The sequence below is a fragment of the Streptomyces sp. NPDC001480 genome (assembly GCF_042894725.1).
Lineage (GTDB): Bacteria > Actinomycetota > Actinomycetes > Streptomycetales > Streptomycetaceae > Streptomyces.
The window spans coordinates 360,900-376,864 of the sequence record NZ_JBIAVX010000009.1 but is presented as its reverse complement, the minus strand read 5'-3'; the positions used below and the strand labels follow the sequence as shown (position 1 = coordinate 376,864).

Below are 15,965 nucleotides of genomic sequence, written 5' to 3'. Positions count from 1 at the left end.
AGGGCATGGATGTGCCGAGAGGCGTGGAGCTCGCCCCGAGAACTACGAAAGGACGCATGCTGTGAGGAACCCAATTGATCCCGCGGAGCTGGACGCCGCGATCGAGAACGTCCACCGCGCCGGGATGCCGGGCCTGTTCGCCGAGGTGCGGGACGGCGACCAGGTCTGGCGCGGTGCCGCCGGGGTCGCCGATGTCGCCACCGGCCGCCCTGTCACCGCCGACATGCGCCACCGCGTCGGCAGCATCACCAAGACCTTCACCGCCGCTGCGGTTCTCCAGCAGGTCGAGAGCGGTCTGATCGGCCTCGACACGCCGATCGGCCGGTACCTTCCAAGGCTGGTTCCCGGAGAACGGGGTGACGCGATCACGGTCCGGATGCTGATCAACCACACCAGCGGCCTCGCCGAGTACCTCCCCTGTGCCTATCCCTCGCTCAAGGCGTTCCCCGCCCTCGCGGACACCGGGCCCCAGAGCCTGGACGACAACCGGCTCACGCGGTTCCACCCCACCGAACTGATCGAGATGGGAGTCACCGCGCCTGCCGTCGGCGCCCCGGGCGGTACTCCGGGGGTGTACTCCAACACCAACTACCTGCTCCTCTGCGAACTCCTGGAACAGGTGACCGGCACGACGGCCGAGCGGTGCATCACCCGGAACGTCATCGAGCGCGCCGGGCTCCGGGACACGGAATTCCCCACCGGACCGGACGTCAGCGGGCCGCACTCGCAGATCTACGAGGCGTGGTTCGGCATGATCGACCCGCCGCGCGACTACAGCGTCTACGACATGTCGTGGGTGGGGCCGGCGGCCTCGCTGATATCGACCGTCGCGGACCTCAACCGCTTCTTCCGCTTGCTGCTGACCGGTGAGATCGTCAGCCCGTCGTCGCTGGCGCAGATGCGACGCACCGTCCCGGTCGTCTCCCAGGAGGGAAAGACGATCGAGTACGGCCTCGGCCTGCACCCGGTGGAGGCTCCCGGTCAGGACACCTTCTGGGGTCACGGCGGCACGGTCTGGGGTGCTGGAGCGCTGGCCATGACCCGTGCCGACGGCAAGCGGCAGATGGCCGTCGCCGTCAACCAGCAGAGGTGGAACAGGCTCGACTCCTCCGGCCAGCCGCAGCCCCATCCCATCGACGCGGCGCTCGCGTCGCTCTACCGCGTGGCGATGTACGGCTGACGACCGTTCCCCGAGGGCTCAGGTCTCGTCCGGCTGGCACCGCGGGCACCACACCGTGCCGCGGCCGGCCAGACGGGAGCGGCGCAGGTGTGCGCCGCAGCGGGGGCAGCTCGGGGCGGGATCGTCGCGGTGGCCGGTCAGCCATGAGTCGCGCGGTGGGACGCAGCCGGCGGTGACCGCGGAGCGCAGCGTGCGCCGCATGTGGGTGTACAGGCGTCGGCGCTCGGTCTCCGTCAGAACGTCGGCCCGGATGCTGGGACGCAGCCCGGCGCGCCACAGGATCTCGTCGGCGAGCAGGTTGCCGAGACCGGCCAGGACGGACTGGTCGGTCAGCGCGGTTTTGATGTGGCCACGACGTGAGGAGAGCGCGCTCTCGAACTCCTCGCGGTCCACGGCCAGAGCGTCGGGACCCTGGCGGCCCAGCAGCCGGGCAACGGCGGGATCGTCGTCGGCCAGCCAGAGGCCCTGGAGTTTGCGCTGGTCGCGGTAGCGGAGCTGGTGATCGCCGCTCAGGGTGAACAGGACACGGTCGTGGGTCTCGACCGCGTCGTCGGGGCGGGCGCACAGCAGTCGGCCGGTCATGCCGAAGTGCAGCAGGAGGGTGGGCCCGTCGGTGTGGGCGAGCAGCCACTTGCCGTGCCGCTCCGGCTCCGTGAATCGCCGGCCCTCCATCGACTCGCGCAGCTGCCGTACGCTCACCCCGTGCAGGACCCCCTTGTCCCGCACGTCGACGCTCCGAATGCGCCTGCCCTTCGCGCACGAGACGAGCACCTTGCGGAAACCCTCGACGTCCGGCAGTTCAGGCATGGCGGAGGTCCCTCGGGATCAGAGCGGTTCCTGTGGGAGACGTCCGCCGCTGCGAGCGGGCACGCTGCGTGCGCCATGGGAGGCCGGTCGGATGTGCGCCGGCCGCGGCCGCCGCCCGAGTGTCCCTGCGTGCAGGTCCCATGTTCGTGTCCCGTCGAGTCGGGTGTCTCCTGTGTACAGGCTCCCCCCGCCGTTGCGCCCCCGCCCGCCCCGGGGGTCCGGGAGAGGAGGCCTCCCGGACCCGACGGGGATTTCCCGGGCGTCAGTGCATCAGCAGTAGCCTCGTGTTGGGGACGAGTTTGCGGTTCACGCTGGTGCTCTGCACGAAGATCGTGAAGTCGTCGTTGTGGTCCGGCTTGACGCGGGCTTCCGCGTCCGGCAGGCCGAGCAGGGCTCGGGCCTCGGGTCCCGTGTACACCCGGTCCGTCTTCTTCTCCAGCACCGCGATCTGCTTCCGCGCCTGTATCTTCTCCGACTTGCTCAGCTGGTAGAACGCGCCACCGGTACGGTAGGTGTGCCCGCATTCGGTGACCCAGTCCCGGATCGCCGCGTCACGGGTCACCGCGATCAGCTCGTACTGTGCCGGATCCACCGGGGTGAGACCGGCCGCCTTGATGGTCTCCTTGTTGACCGCCTCAGCGCCCGTGGAGAACACCGCCCGCGATCCCCGGATGCCCTGGGAGCGACCCACCATGAACTTCTCGGTGGCCTCCCGGATGACCTGCCCGGCCTCCTCCAGGCCCTGGGTGCTCGTGGCGTCCCAGATGGCGATGTTGTCCTTCGGGAAACCGCACTGCATGGCCTCGCGCTTGCCCATCTGGTCCGGCACGAGGACGGCCAGCGTCCAGTTGTCCTGCTGTGTCGCGGTCATCTCGGCCACGGCCGCGACCAGTTCACGCGGATCGCGGGCCGGAGCGTCCGGGCAGCGGTGGCTTGCGTTCTCCTGCCCGTCGGTGAGCACGAACGTCAGGAAGCTGTGGTCGCCGTACAGTTGAGCCGTCTGCGCCAGCTCACGCTGCGACTTCAGTGCGGCCGCCAGCAGAGCCGTCATTCCACCGACCCGGTACAGCTGCTTCAGTGACGGCATCCGCAGCACGTCCTTGTCGTAGATGACGCACTCCACCTGGTCCGCGAAGACGTACACCGTGACGCGGGTCTCCTGGTCCAGTTCCCTCGATCGGCGGGCCAGATAGGCGATCTGCTGGTCGGCGACCTCCACGACCTTGCGGCTCAGGTGCGACATGGACGAACTGGCATCCAGCACGAGAGCGACGTGATTGATGTAGTTCTGGTTTCCGGACATGACGGCGGCTCCCCCTCTTTGCGACGTGATGCTCCTACCGTCTCACGCACCACTGACAATCGATCTTGGCTCCGGCTGACCGTGGTGCGGGCTGGTCCAGTCCCAGTTCGTGATCGTGGTGCGCATCAGCCGGGCGGTGGCAGACAGGTGGTTGTCGGCGCCCCAATAGAGGGTCACGGTGCGACGGCAGTCAGGACTGTCGACGGGGATCCAGGCGACGGGGGCGCGCGTGACGCTGCGACGGGCGAAGGCGGGGACGAGACCGACACCCAGCCCCGCGCTGATCAGGTCGGCGATGGCGCTGTGTTCGTCGGTTTCGCAGACGATCTTCGGGGTGAGGTCCCGTGCGGCGAAGAGCCGGTCGAGCAGCCGGCGCAGCCAGTGTCCCTGGCGGGCGGTGACGAAGGGCTGGTCGGCGAGTTCGTCGACGGTCACCGACGTACGGCCCGCCAGCGGGTGATCGAGGGGCGTGCCCACCCCCACCGCCTCGTCGAACAGCCGCAACGACTCCAGGCCTTCGGCATGGATCGGCTGCGAGGCGACACAGAAATCGACTTCCTGGGCGCGCAGGCGGCGGGCCATGTCCTCAGGCGGCGACCAGTGGAGCTCGATCTCGACGGCGGGATGCGCGCGTTTGTAGGCCGCCAGCGGCCCGCTGAGGGTGAGGAAGGTCTCCGACGCCAGCCTCACGGCGCCCGGGCCTTCGCGGGCGGCCTCGGCGGCGGCGCGCCGTCCCGCGTCGAGCTCACCCAGGGCACGTTCGACGTGGTCGCGGAAGAGCTTGCCGCTGTCGTTCAGCCGGAGGCGGCCGCCTCGATCGAACAGCGGCACGCCCAGTTCGCTCTCCAGCCGCGCGATGGTCCGGCTCAGCGACGGCTGGGCGATGTGAAGCTCGTCGGCGGCCCGGCTGAGGTGCTCCAGGCGCGCCACCACCAGGAACTGCTTGAGGGCGTTCAGCTCCATCATGCCTCCGGATACATAACGCCATAGCAATATCTATCTTGGACAAGATAACAGCCAAGTCATAGCTTCGAGTTCGTGAGGAGCCAGGACTCCACCGCGAAGGGACGGGCTGGGACAGTGATGACTACGCAGCACGAGGCAGACGAAGCCAAGATCCGCCGGCACATCGACAAGATCGTCGAAGGGCTCCAGAACAAGGATCCCGAGGGCCTGAAGCGGCTTTACGCAACGGACATCGTGTCCTTCGACGTACAGCCGCCGCTGCAACACGTGGGGGTGGAGGCGAAGCTCAAGAACTGGGCGCCCGTGTTCACCTCCTTCGAGAGCGTGACCTATGAGGTTCGCGACCTGACGCTCACCGTGGGCGAAGAAGTGGCCTTCGGGCACGCGTTCGCCCGTCTCAGCGGCACGCTCAAGAACGGGACGGCGGCGAAGGGGATGTGGGTCAGGGTCACGTACTGCCTCCGGAAGATCGACGGCACGTGGCTGATCGTGCACGACCAGGTCTCGGTGCCGCTCGACGTCCTGAGCGGCACAGGAGTGGTCGACCTCGAACCCTGATCCCACCACCCACCCCCGCCGCGTCGCCGCGACACCACGTCCACGGAGGAAGACATGAACCCCGTCCCCGCGACGATCGAGATCCCCGGCTACCTGGCCGGCACTTGGAAGGCAGACCCGGTGCACTCCGAGGTCGCCTTCGCCGTCCGGCACCTCATGATCAGCAAGACGCGTGGCCGGTTCACCACCTACGACGTCACGATCACCACGACCGAGGACCTGCTGGGCTCGTCGGTCGCCGTGACGATCGACCTCGCGTCCATCGACACCGGCAACGAGATGCGCGACAACCACCTTCGCACCGCCGACTACCTCGAGGTCGAGAAGTACCCGACGATGAGCTACCGCTCGACCGGCATCCGCCGGACCGGCGACGGGTGGGCCGTCGACGGTGAGCTCACCTTGCACGGCGTCACACGGCAGGTACCGCTGGCCGTCGAGGTGAACGGGTTCGGCTCGGACCAGTGGGGCGGGCAGCGGGCCGGCTTCTCCGCGACCGCGGAGATCGACCGGCGCGACTTCGGCATCGACCTCAGCACCCCGCTGGACGCCGGTGGCGTCGCGGTCGGCGACAAGGTGTCGATCAGCCTCGAGATCCAGGCCGCTCTCCAGAAGTGACACCACCCGAGAGGCCCCATGAGATGGCGATATCCGCGGACCGATCCGATGCTGCACCTCGGCAGCGGTCCTCTGGGTGGGTGTTGAGGACGGTCGTCAGCGCGCACACCGTCGCGGTCTTCGGTCAGCCCGTGTTCGCCGGCGTCTACCTGAGCGGTGACTACGACGCCCTGCGCCGGCACGCGGTCGGCGCCAACGTCGTCACCTCCATCGGCTACGTGCAGTTGATCGTGGCGATCGTGATCTGGGCCCGGCTGCGCCGGGCTTGGCCGTTCGCCGCCACGCTGGCGTTGGTGGCGGCGGAGACGGTGCAGTACTTCGCCGGTATGGACGGAGCGCTGTGGCTGCACCTTCCCCTGGGCGTGCTGACCATCGTCGCGCTCACCGTGCTGTTCATCGCCGTATGGCGGCAGCCCGACCTGCCGCCGGCCCGGCACACGGCGTCGGCGCCGCGCAAGGAGGACGTCAATGTCCGAAACTCGTGAAATCGGCAGGCGCCGGGTCCTCGGCATCGGCGGAGCGCTCGGGCTGACGGCGGTCACCGCGCTCACGACCGCGGCGCGCCTGGCGCGCCACCCGGCGTCCACCGGTGGCCAGTTGCGCAGCGGTGTGCCGTTGCCGCCCGCGTTCCAGGCGCCGTTGCCGCTGCCGTCCGTCCTGAAGCCGGTCAGCGCCTCGGGCGGCGTCGACCGCTACGAGATCACCCAGCGCGAGGCGCCCCTGGAGATCCTGCCCGGGGTCAAGACGCCGATGTGGACCTACGGCGGAACGTTCCCAGGCCCGACGATCGAGGCGCGCCGCGGCCGCCCGGTCACCGTGACGCATCACAACGAGCTGCCCGTGCCGTCCGTCGTGCACCTGCACGGCGGACGGGCCCCGGCCACCTCCGACGGCTACCCGACCGACCTCGTCCTGCCGAGGAACTGGCAGGACCCCTCCAGCCACATGACGCACGGCGCGCATGACATGGGAGGCATGGGCGGCACGCAGGGGATGCAGGGCGCACTCGGGATGCGCGATCCGAGAGCCGTAGTGACCAGGCTGACGCGGGACTACTCGTTCCCGATGGACCAGCGGCCCACGCTGCTCTGGTACCACGACCACCGGATGGACTTCACCGCCCCCGCGATCTGGCGCGGCCTCGCCGGGCTGCACATCGTCCGCGACGACGCCGAGGACTCGCTCGGGCTTCCCTCCGGGCCGTGTGAACTGCCGCTGATGATCGCCGACCGCGCGTTCGACGACCACGGCAACCTGCACTACCCCTCCCTCGACCCGACCCTGCGCGAACAGCCAGGTGTCGAGGAGGCATACCTCGCCGGAGTCCTCGGCGACGTGATCCTGGTCAACGGTGCCCCGTGGCCCGTGCACGAGGTCACCGCCGTCCGCCACCGCCTGCGCGTGCTGAACGCCTCCAACGCCCGCCACTACGACCTCGAAGCGGTCACCGACGACGGACGCCGCCTCGACCTCGTCCAGGTCGGCGCCGACCAGGGCCTGCTCGCCACGCCGGTCACCCACCGCTCGCTGCCGATCGCCCCGGCCGAACGGTACGACGTGGTCGTCGACTTCGGGGTCGTCCCGGTCGGTGGCCGCGTCAGGATCGTCAACCGGCTGGGTTCCGGGCGCACCCGCGATGTCATGGCCTTCAAGGTCGCACGCAAGGCCACCGACCACAGCCGCGTACCCCGCGACCTCTCCTACGACCTGCCGACCTGGCGCCGGTCCGACGCCACGCGCATACGCGACTTCTCCTTCCGCGCCGGACGCATGCACGGCGGCCACGGATGGCTGATCGGCGGGCTCCCGTTCGACCCCGCCCGTTCCGACGTCACCACCCGGCTCGGCGACGTCGAGGTGTGGCGGCTGATCGCGGACGTCCACCACCCCGTCCACCTTCACCTGGTCGGGTTCCGGGTGCTGTCGCGCAGCGGAAGGAAGCCGCTCCCGCACGACGCGGGCCTCAAGGACACCGTCTCGCTCCGGCCGGGAGAATCGGCGGAGATCATCACCCGCTTCGACGGCTACCGCGGCCGCTATCTCTTCCATTGCCACAACGCCGAACACGAGGACATGGGAATGATGGCCAACCTCGAGATCATCTGACCCTCCCCAGCGCTTGCTCGCCGCGATCGATGTCGTTCCAGAACAGTGAACGACGATCTGTTCAGTGCCTTGAGCAGGGCGGTGAGGTTGGCACGTATCTGAGTGAGGTCGCTCGGTGCGTCGAGGAGACCGTCAGAAGTTGCCGGGCTGTGGCCCGGCCGGCGGAGGGAGATGCCCATGGCCCCGGACGAGGTCGCGAAGAGCGCGTTCGCCCACTGGCTGCTGGACCAGGCCCGCCTGGTCGGCTACGACACCGAGGCCGGTGAGACGCACGCGTCGCTCCTGGTGATCACCGCGGTGGCCTTGTCCAACGGCCTCGGCGCGAAGGTGACGGCGGGTCTCGCCGACATGCTCGGTGTGACGCGGGAGGAGGTCACCGCCGCGTTCGTCGACGAGATGCGGCAGACCGCCCTGGCCGGCCTTCTGGACCATCCCGACCTGGCCGGACTTGACGCGCGGCTCGATGAGATCGCACGCACGGGCTGAGACCGCCGACCTGAGCCGATCAGGTGCTGCTGATGCGTGGCAGGAGGGCCCCCACCGCGCGCTCCACCTCCGAGATGCGGTCGGCGAGGCCGGCCGTGTCGGTCGCGGGCCGGCTGCGCAGCAGCAGCTTGATCTGGGCCAGCCGCTCGGTGATCTCCGTGAGCCGGTCGGCGTCTCCTACTCCGTCGTGCATCGCCAACTGGCGGTTCTTGCGGTGCAGATCGAGAAAGACGTTGACTTTGGTGCGCAGCACCCACGGATCGATGGGCTTGGTGATGAAGTCGGCGGCGCCGATCGCGTATCCCCGGTAGGCGTAGTCCGTGCCGGCGTCGGTTCCGGAGACGAGAATGATGGGCACGTCCTTGGTCTGGTCGAGGCGTTTGATGTTGGCGGCGGTCTCGAAGCCGTCCATGCCGGGCATCCGAACGTCCAGGAGGATGACGGCGAACTCCTGGCGCAGTATCGCCTTCAGCGCTTGTTCCCCTGAACGCGCGCGGACCACGTGTTGGTGCAGCGGGCCGAGTACGGCCTCGAACGCGATGAGGTTCTCCTCCATGTCGTCGACGACGAGGATGCTGCACTGGTCGGACGGATTGGTGTTCATGGCGCGTTCCCCGGCGGATCGTCGGCACTGTTGTGGTCCACGCCCGAGGGGTCATCGGTGGCGTCGTGGCCCTGCGCCGGGGCCGGGGAGTCATTCTGCGGGTCGAGCAGGTCGCAGATGACCGACAGCAGGCGGTCGACGTTCATGGGCTTGGGCACGTACTCGTTGGCGCCGCTGTCGATCGCCTTGTCGCGGTCTCCCGGCATCGCCTTGGCGGTGAGCGCGATGATCGGCAGGTGAGCGAGACGAGAGGCGCCCCGTATGGCGCGGATGGTCTCGTATCCGTCCATCTCGGGCATCATGATGTCCATGAGGATCAGGGACACATCAGGGCACCGCTCCAGGACCTCGAGGCCCTCCCGGCCGTTCTCCGCGTACTTCACCTTGATGCCGACTCGCCCCAGTACATGAGTGAGGGCGAAGACGTTGCGGATGTCGTCGTCGACGATGAGGATGCGGCGGCCTGCCAGGACACGACCGGGGCGTCCGCTGAGCCATTCCTTGAGCCGCGTGGTCTCCGGCCAGGTGTCCTCGCGCCCGTCCGCGCTCCCCGCGGTCGCCCTGTCGCCCGTGTCGTCCGTGAGGCGGGCCGGAACCAGGACGTCCGCGCCGAGGTGCCCGGCATTGTCGAGCGTGTGTCCAGGGGATGCATCCTCGGCGGCCGCCGTCGGTGCCCGGGTCTCGGCGGGCAGCGCGGGCGGGAGGCCGACGGTGCGCACGTCCGCCGGGCACAGCTCCTCCGGGCCCTTCGCAGCGGCGGCTCCGGGGTGGTGCGAGGGAATGTAGAGGGTGAACCGGGATCCGACGCCCGGCTCGCTCTCGGCGACGATCTTCCCGCCCAGCATCCCGGCGAGCTCCCGGCTGATGGACAGGCCGAGACCGGTGCCGCCGTACTTGCGGTTGGTGGTGCCTTCGGACTGCTGGAACGCCTCGAAGATGATCGGGAGCTTCTCGGAGGCTATTCCGATCCCGGTGTCCTTCACGGAGAACGCGATGACGGCTTCCGCGTTCTTGAGCGTCTCCTCGGCGAACTGTTCCCCCGGCGCCCGGTTGACGTGCAACTCCACGCTGCCGGAGTGGGTGAACTTCACCGCGTTGGACAGCAGGTTGCGCAGTACCTGCTGGATTCGCTGCTCGTCGGAGTACAGCTCGCACGGCACGTCCTTGTCGACCGCGATCTCGAAGCCCAGACCGCGGTCGATGGTGAGCGGCCGGAACGTGGCGTGGACGTAGTCGAGCAGCTTGATCAGCGGGAGCGTCTTCGGATGCACGTCCATCCGCCCGGCCTCGATCTTCGACAGGTCGAGGATGTCGCTGATCAACTGCAGCAGATCCGAACCCGAGCGGTAGATGGTGGTCGCGAACTGCACCTCCTGTTCGGCCAGGTGCCCGTCGGGGTTGTCGGCGAGCAACCGGGCGAGGATCAGCAGCGAGTTGAGCGGCGTGCGCAGCTCGTGCGACATGTTCGCGAGGAACTCCGACTTGTACTGCGAGGCGGTCGCGAGCAGGGCTGCCTTGTCCTCCAGCTCGGCGTTGGAACGCTGGAGCTCGTCCGACCGCTCGCGCAACTCGGAGGTGAGCCGCTGGGACTGCGACAGCAGGGACTCCGTGCGCGAGTTGGCGATGATCGTGTTGATCGAGACGCCGATCGTGTTGGCGAACTGGTCGATGAAGGCCAGGTGCACATCGCTGAACCTGCTGAGCGAGGCCAGCTCGATCACTCCGAGCACCTGGTCCTCGAAGAGGATGGGCAGGATGACGATGCTGGCCGGATAGGCCGTGCCGAGCCCGGAGTTGATGGTGATGTAGTTGGGCGGCACATCCATGATGAGGATGCGCTGCTTCTCCTGCGCGGCCTGTGCGATCAGTCCGCGGCCCGGAGTGCCGGTGCCGGGGAGCGGGCTGCCCCCGCCGGCCTGGTCCGCGCCGTACCCGGCGATGAACTGGAGGCCCTCGCCGGGAGGCGCCCCTCCTTCGGCCAGGAAGAACGCACCGAACTGCGCGTTCACCAGTGGAGTCAGTTCGCGCAGGATCAGGTCGGCGACCTCCACCAGGTCACGGTGGCCCTGCATGAGGGCGGCCATGCGGGTGAGGTTGGACTCCAGCCAGTCCTTGGCACGGGTGGTCTCGCGGAGGTTGGAGACCATGAGGTTGATGTTGTTCTTCAGTTCGGCAACCTCACCCTGTGCCTCGACCGTGATGGCGCGGGACATGTCGCCCTGGGTGACCGCGCTGGCCACCTCCGCGATCGCACGGACCTGGGTGGTGAGGTTCAGGGCCAGCTCGTTGACGTTGGTGGTCAGCCGCTTCCACGTCCCGTAGACGCCCTCCACCCGGGCCTGACCACCCAGCTGCCCCTCGCTGCCGACCTCCCGGGCGACACGGGTGACCTCGGACGAGAACGAGGAGAGCGTGTCGACCATCGTGTTGATGGTGGTCTTCAGCTCCAGGATCTCGCCGCGCGCGTCCACGTCGATCTTCTTCGACAGGTCGCCCTGGGCGACGGCCGTGGCGATCTGGGCGATGTTGCGCACCTGCGAGGTGAGGTTGTCCGCCATGAAGTTGACGTTGTCCGTGAGGTCCTTCCACACCCCCGACACTCCGCGGACCCGCGCCCGGCCGCCCAGCCGCCCCTCCGTGCCGACCTCGCGGGACACCCGGGTGACCTCGTCGGCGAACGCGCGCAGCTGCTCGACCATCGTGTTCACGGTCTCCTTCAGCTGAAGGATCTCGCCGCGCGCATCGACCGTGATCTTCTTCGAGAGGTCGCCGTTGGCGACCGACGTGGTCACCTGGGCGATGTTGCGGACCTGTGAGGTCAGGTTCGACGCCATGAAGTTGACGTTGTCCGTCAGCTCCTTCCACACCCCCGAGACGCCGCGGACCTGCGCCTGTCCGCCCAGGTTGCCTTCGGTCCCGACCTCGCGGGCGACCCGGGTGACCTCGTCCGCGAACGCCGACAGCTGGTCGACCATCGTGTTGATCGTGGACTTCAGTTCCAGGATCTCGCCCTTCGCCTCCACCGTGATCGTCTTGCCCAGGTCGCCCTGGGCGACCGCGGTGGCGACCTGCGCGATGTTGCGCACCTGCGAGGTGAGGTTGTCCGCCATGAAGTTGACGTTCTCCGTGAGGTCCTTCCACACCCCGGACACCCCGCGGACCTGCGCCCGGCCGCCCAGCTGCCCTTCCGTGCCGACCTCGCGGGCGACCCGGGTGACCTCGTCCGCGAACGCCGACAACTGGTCGACCATCGTGTTCACGGTGTTCTTGAGCTGGAGGATCTCACCCCGGGCGTCCACCGTGATCTTCTGGCTCAGGTCGCCGGTGGCGACCGCCGTGGTCACCTGGGCGATGTTGCGGACCTGCGAGGTCAGGTTCGACGCCATGAAGTTGACGTTGTCGGTGAGGTCCTTCCACACCCCGGAGACGCCCGGCACCTGTGCCCGGCCGCCCAGCTGCCCTTCCGTGCCGACCTCGCGGGAGACCCGGGTGACCTCGTCGGCGAACGCGCGCAGCTGGTCCACCATGGTGTTCACGGTGAGCTTCAGCTCCAGCAGCTCGCCGGTCGCCTCGACCGTCACCGTGCGGGTGAGATCGCCGCGCGCGACCGCCGTGGTCACCACCGCGATGTCGCGTACCTGCGCGGTCAGCCGGGAGGCCATCGTGTTGACGGCCTCGGTCACGTAGCGCCAGTCGCCGGCCAGGCCCTGCACCGTGGCACGCCCGCCGAGACGACCGTCGGTACCGACCTCCCGGGCGACCCGGGTCAGCTCGCCGGTGAAGAGCGACAGCTGCTCCACCATGCGATTCACCCCGCGCCCCAGTCGCCGTAGATCGCCGCGGAGCTGGCGCTTGCCGTCGTGCAACTCGGCGCGCTGCGTCAGATCACCGTCAGCGACGGCATCCAGCACGCGCGTGGCGTTCACGACCGGGACGGCCAGCGCTTCCAGGAGCGTGTTGGCCGCTTCCACGCTCGTCGCCCATTCCCCCTGGCCGGGACTGGCCGCGAGTCGCTCGTCCAGCCGCCCCTGCCGGACCACCTCCCGGCGCACTCGCTCGAGCTCGGCGGCCAGATGCGCGTTCCGCGTGATGATCTGGTTGAACACCCCCGCGATCTCGGCGGGGAGCCCTTCGGGCAGATTACCTATGCGTACGGTGAAGTCCCCGTCGCAAAGGGAAGTCATGGCCGCGAACAGCGGGCGCAATTCCGCCACCCTCACCCACTCGCCGTCGGGGCCGGGGGATAGCCGGCCTGTTGGTCCAGGCGTGGCGTCAGGGGGCCCCTGCCCGGGGAGCTCGGGCTGAAGAGAGGTGAGTTCAGGCTGGGTGGCAGATCCCATGGCGCCCCATTCCCTGACAGGAAAAAGTGCGATTGCTCCGCTTAGAGTACATTTCGTCCTGTGCGTGTCGACAGCGAGTTTGGCCGGGAGCCACCAGTGGGGCGGTCCCTTGATCCGCGCGCAGCCGTGGCGCGGACGCGTATCCCCGCCGACGCGCTCGCAGCCTCGGCCGCGCGCAGGTTTGTGCGTGCCGTGCTCGCCGAGCGGACCGCCCCGCTCTTCCCCGGGACACCGGTGATCAACGACCGGCTCGTCGACGACGCCGTGCTCCTCGTCAGTGAGCTGGTCACCAGCGCGGCCTCTCACGCAGGATCCGAGGTCGAGGTGGCCTGCCGCCTCGACGCCGGCCATGGCTCCCCGGCGGATCACACGCAGGGTGAGGCCGGGTGCGCGGGTCTCGTGGTCGAGGTGTCGGAGGGCGATCCCACCGGCTCCCGTGGCAGCGGGACAGGTGTGGAGAGCCAAGTGCGCGGTTATGGGCGGCAGTTGATGCGCGCACTCGCCGAGTCCTGGGGCGCGACCTACCGGCGCACCGGGAAGACGGCCTGGTTCCGTCTGGAATGCGCGATGGTGCCCCCGCTCGCCATCAAAGAGCAAGGCGTCGCCGACTCCCTCGCCGAGACCGTCCGCCGCCTGCCGGTCCCCGAGCCCCTCCTGCCACGCGACCGCCGGGGCCGCAGCGTCGAGTGGGCCGAGCGCGAAGGGCAGTCGTTCCTCGCCGAGGCCGGAGAGCTCCTCGCCGGACAGACGGACGACGACATGGTCGCGTCGCTCGCCGGACAGCTCCTTGTCCCCAGGCTCGCCGACTGGTGCGGCGTGTGGCTGACCACGGACGACGCCGAGATGCGGCTCTCCCATGTCTGGCACAAGGACGAGCGGCAGATCCGCACACTCCGCCTGGCACTGGAGAAGGACCGTCCGTCAGTCAGGCTGAGCACGACCGGTGTCCCATGGCCCTGGCCCGAGTGCGAAGGTGCCGAGAACACGGGTGGTTCGGCGCTGGCGTTCACACTCGTCTCGGGAGGCCGGTGCCAGGGCACGCTCCTGATCGGCCAGGCAGGATTGCCCCAACTCACCGACGCCGTCGTACGGCTCGCGGAGAACGTGGCCCGACGCGTGGCCCAGGCGGTGGTCATCGCCCGGCACTACACGCGGCAGGCGAGCATCAGCCGGATGCTCCAGCGCCGGCAACTCCCCCCGTCCCTCGCCATCATTCCCGGCATCGACACGGCGATCGTCTACGAGCCCTGCGGTGAGGACCAGACCGTCGGCGGGGACTTCTACGACCTGTTCCCGATGGGGGACCGCCGGTGGTGCTTCCTGCTCGGCGACGTGTGCGGCCACGATCTGGAGGCGATGTCCGTCACCGGCCTGGCCCGGCACCTCGTACGGCTGCTGGCACGTGAAGGCCACGGGATCGCGTCCCTGCTCAACCGGCTGAATGTCGCCATGGCGGAGGAGGCCGCCGAAGCCGTGGCGTTCCACGGCGAGCGGGAAGGCTCCCGCTTCCTGAGCCTGCTGTACGGGGAGTTGGAGCCCGACCTGGTCACCGGCGGCGCACGTTGCATAATAGCCAGCGCCGGGCACCCGCCGCCGTTGCGACTGTCGACGGACGGGGAGGTGACCCCGGCCGCGGACTCGCAGATACTGCTCGGCATCGATGAGCATGCGCAGTTCCACGCCAACTCCTTCACCCTCGCGCCCGGTGAGACGCTGCTGTGCGTGACCGACGGTGTGACCGAACGCCGCAGAGGCACAAGGCAGTTGGACGACGACGACGGCCTGGCGAAGGTGCTTCGGGGATGCCTGGGACTCGGCGCGAAGGCCGTGGCCGAACGAGTTCGGCAAGCCGCCCACGACTTCAGCACCGAGCCGATCGACGACGACCTCGCCGTACTGGTGCTGGAGGCAGCGCCGGCACAGGCGAGCACGGCGGATGCGGAAACGGCGGCGACCGCGCTCCGGGACGGCCGGACCACCTGACACCGCCGATCCGCCTTGCGGGCCCCCGCGCGCGCGACGACGGGCGCCCGTGCCGTGACGGAGCAAGTCACCTCGAGGTCGGACGTCCCGTCACCGTCACCCGCTTGCCCGGCCAGCCGTCCGGCCGTCGACGGGGACACCCAGCCGGTCGGCCACGGCGGTGAGGGCCGTTCCCAGCGGGAGCGCGGCCCGGGCGAGGGCGTACCGGTCGCCCCGGGTGGCGTCCCGGTTGACGATCAGTACCGGCTTCCCCGCCTCGGCCGCCTGGCGGACGAACCGGAGCCCGGACATCACCGTCAGCGAGGATCCCAGGACCAACAGCGAGGTCGCCTCACGGACCAGCCGGCGGCAGTGCTCGACCCGCTGCGGCGGCACGGCTTCACCGAAGAACACCACGTCCGGTTTGAGGATGCCGCCACAGACCGTGCAGGGCACCACGTGAAAGTCCCCGACCTGCTCGTCGGTGAGATCGGCGTCACCGTCCGGGTTGATGCCGGCGGCCACCGGCTCGAAGCCCGCATTGGCCTCCTCCAGCCGTCGGGCGAGTTCCCGGCGCGGGCTGAGGGCGCCGCAGGAAAGGCACACGACCCGGGCCAGGCTTCCGTGGAGTTCCACGGCCCCCTCGCTGCCGGCGGCCTGGTGCAGGCCGTCGACGTTCTGGGTGATCACACCCGAGAGCAGGCCGTGCCGCCCGAACGCGGCCACGGCCCGGTGCCCGGCATTGGGGCGGGCGCGGCCGAAGGTGCGCCAGCCGAGGTGGCTGCGCGCCCAGTACCGGCGCCGGGCCTGGGCGCCGGCGGTGAAGTCCTGGTAGGTCATCGGAGTGTGCCGGCTCAGGCTCCCGCCCTCACCCCGGTAGTCGGGAATGCCCGACTCCGTGGAGATGCCGGCCCCACTGAGCACCAGCACACCGCCGCCGCTGAGCGCATCGGCGACCGGCCGCAGATCCGTGGTGGCCGGAGGCAGGTCCTCGGTGGGGGTCCAGCTCAAAGTGGGGCGCATGCGCATGCCGCC

Annotated in this window: 13 protein-coding genes; 7 read left to right on the top strand and 6 right to left on the bottom strand. The window is 69.3% G+C overall.

Annotated elements, in window-relative coordinates; all coding sequences use genetic code 11:
* The first annotated feature begins 61 nt into the window (after nucleotides 1–61).
* Nucleotides 62–1,180 carry a serine hydrolase domain-containing protein gene (locus ACFY01_RS24505; RefSeq protein ID WP_390737853.1) on the top strand — a complete coding sequence of 373 codons (1,119 nt, stop codon included), beginning with the start codon at nucleotides 62–64 and terminating at the stop codon, nucleotides 1,178–1,180.
* 18 nt (nucleotides 1,181–1,198) lie between these two features.
* Here ACFY01_RS24505 and ACFY01_RS24500 read toward each other — a convergent pair whose 3' ends face one another.
* The 3 genes from ACFY01_RS24500 to ACFY01_RS24490 all read right to left on the bottom strand — a co-directional run bounded on the left by ACFY01_RS24500 (nucleotide 1,199) and on the right by ACFY01_RS24490 (nucleotide 4,256).
* Nucleotides 1,199–1,987, bottom strand: coding sequence for an Fpg/Nei family DNA glycosylase (locus ACFY01_RS24500; RefSeq protein ID WP_390737852.1), 789 nt, complete (start codon nucleotides 1,985–1,987; stop codon nucleotides 1,199–1,201).
* A 262-nt stretch (nucleotides 1,988–2,249) separates the two neighbouring features.
* Nucleotides 2,250–3,290: a vWA domain-containing protein gene (locus ACFY01_RS24495; protein WP_390737851.1), complete on the bottom strand. Its 1,041-nt coding sequence runs from the start codon at nucleotides 3,288–3,290 to the stop codon at nucleotides 2,250–2,252.
* Between the two features lie 42 nt (nucleotides 3,291–3,332).
* A complete protein-coding gene (locus ACFY01_RS24490) occupies nucleotides 3,333–4,256 on the bottom strand; it encodes a LysR family transcriptional regulator (RefSeq protein ID WP_390737850.1) in 924 nt (307 codons plus the stop codon).
* A 117-nt stretch (nucleotides 4,257–4,373) separates the two neighbouring features.
* Between ACFY01_RS24490 and ACFY01_RS24485 the strand changes: the two genes are divergently transcribed.
* From ACFY01_RS24485 to ACFY01_RS24465, 5 genes are all read left to right on the top strand, one after another.
* Nucleotides 4,374–4,814 carry a YybH family protein gene (locus ACFY01_RS24485; protein ID WP_390737849.1) on the top strand — a complete coding sequence of 147 codons (441 nt, stop codon included), beginning with the start codon at nucleotides 4,374–4,376 and terminating at the stop codon, nucleotides 4,812–4,814.
* A 54-nt stretch (nucleotides 4,815–4,868) separates the two neighbouring features.
* Nucleotides 4,869–5,432 carry a YceI family protein gene (locus tag ACFY01_RS24480; RefSeq protein WP_390737848.1) on the top strand — a complete coding sequence of 188 codons (564 nt, stop codon included), beginning with the start codon at nucleotides 4,869–4,871 and terminating at the stop codon, nucleotides 5,430–5,432.
* A gap of 80 nt (nucleotides 5,433–5,512) precedes the next feature.
* Entirely contained in the window at nucleotides 5,513–5,917 is a 405-nt protein-coding gene (locus tag ACFY01_RS24475) for a hypothetical protein (RefSeq protein ID WP_390737847.1), read from the top strand.
* Nucleotides 5,901–7,538 (top strand): multicopper oxidase family protein, encoded by a 1,638-nt coding sequence (locus ACFY01_RS24470; protein ID WP_390737846.1) that lies wholly within the window; start codon nucleotides 5,901–5,903, stop codon nucleotides 7,536–7,538. Before ACFY01_RS24475 ends, ACFY01_RS24470 begins: the two co-directional genes overlap by 17 nt.
* A gap of 177 nt (nucleotides 7,539–7,715) precedes the next feature.
* The gene (locus tag ACFY01_RS24465) at nucleotides 7,716–8,024 is read left to right on the top strand and encodes a hypothetical protein (protein WP_390737845.1); all 309 of its coding nucleotides are present in this window, start codon (nucleotides 7,716–7,718) and stop codon (nucleotides 8,022–8,024) included.
* A gap of 19 nt (nucleotides 8,025–8,043) precedes the next feature.
* Here ACFY01_RS24465 and ACFY01_RS24460 read toward each other — a convergent pair whose 3' ends face one another.
* Together ACFY01_RS24460 and ACFY01_RS24455 are read right to left on the bottom strand one after the other, a co-directional pair.
* Complete coding sequence (locus ACFY01_RS24460; RefSeq protein ID WP_390737844.1) at nucleotides 8,044–8,628, bottom strand: two-component system response regulator; 585 nt, start codon at nucleotides 8,626–8,628, stop codon at nucleotides 8,044–8,046.
* Complete coding sequence (locus tag ACFY01_RS24455) at nucleotides 8,625–12,812, bottom strand: HAMP domain-containing protein (protein WP_390737843.1); 4,188 nt, start codon at nucleotides 12,810–12,812, stop codon at nucleotides 8,625–8,627. The genes ACFY01_RS24460 and ACFY01_RS24455 overlap by 4 nt, the downstream gene beginning before the upstream one ends.
* Before the next feature lie 282 nt (nucleotides 12,813–13,094).
* On the opposite strand from ACFY01_RS24455, the gene ACFY01_RS24450 reads away from it, so the two are divergent.
* Nucleotides 13,095–14,951 carry a SpoIIE family protein phosphatase gene (locus ACFY01_RS24450; RefSeq protein WP_390737842.1) on the top strand — a complete coding sequence of 619 codons (1,857 nt, stop codon included), beginning with the start codon at nucleotides 13,095–13,097 and terminating at the stop codon, nucleotides 14,949–14,951.
* 96 nt (nucleotides 14,952–15,047) lie between these two features.
* On the opposite strand, the gene ACFY01_RS24445 is transcribed toward ACFY01_RS24450, so the two are convergent.
* On the bottom strand, nucleotides 15,048–15,959 hold the full coding sequence (locus ACFY01_RS24445; RefSeq protein ID WP_390737841.1) for an NAD-dependent protein deacetylase: 912 nt from the start codon (nucleotides 15,957–15,959) through the stop codon (nucleotides 15,048–15,050).
* Between the last annotated feature and the right edge of the window lie 6 nt (nucleotides 15,960–15,965).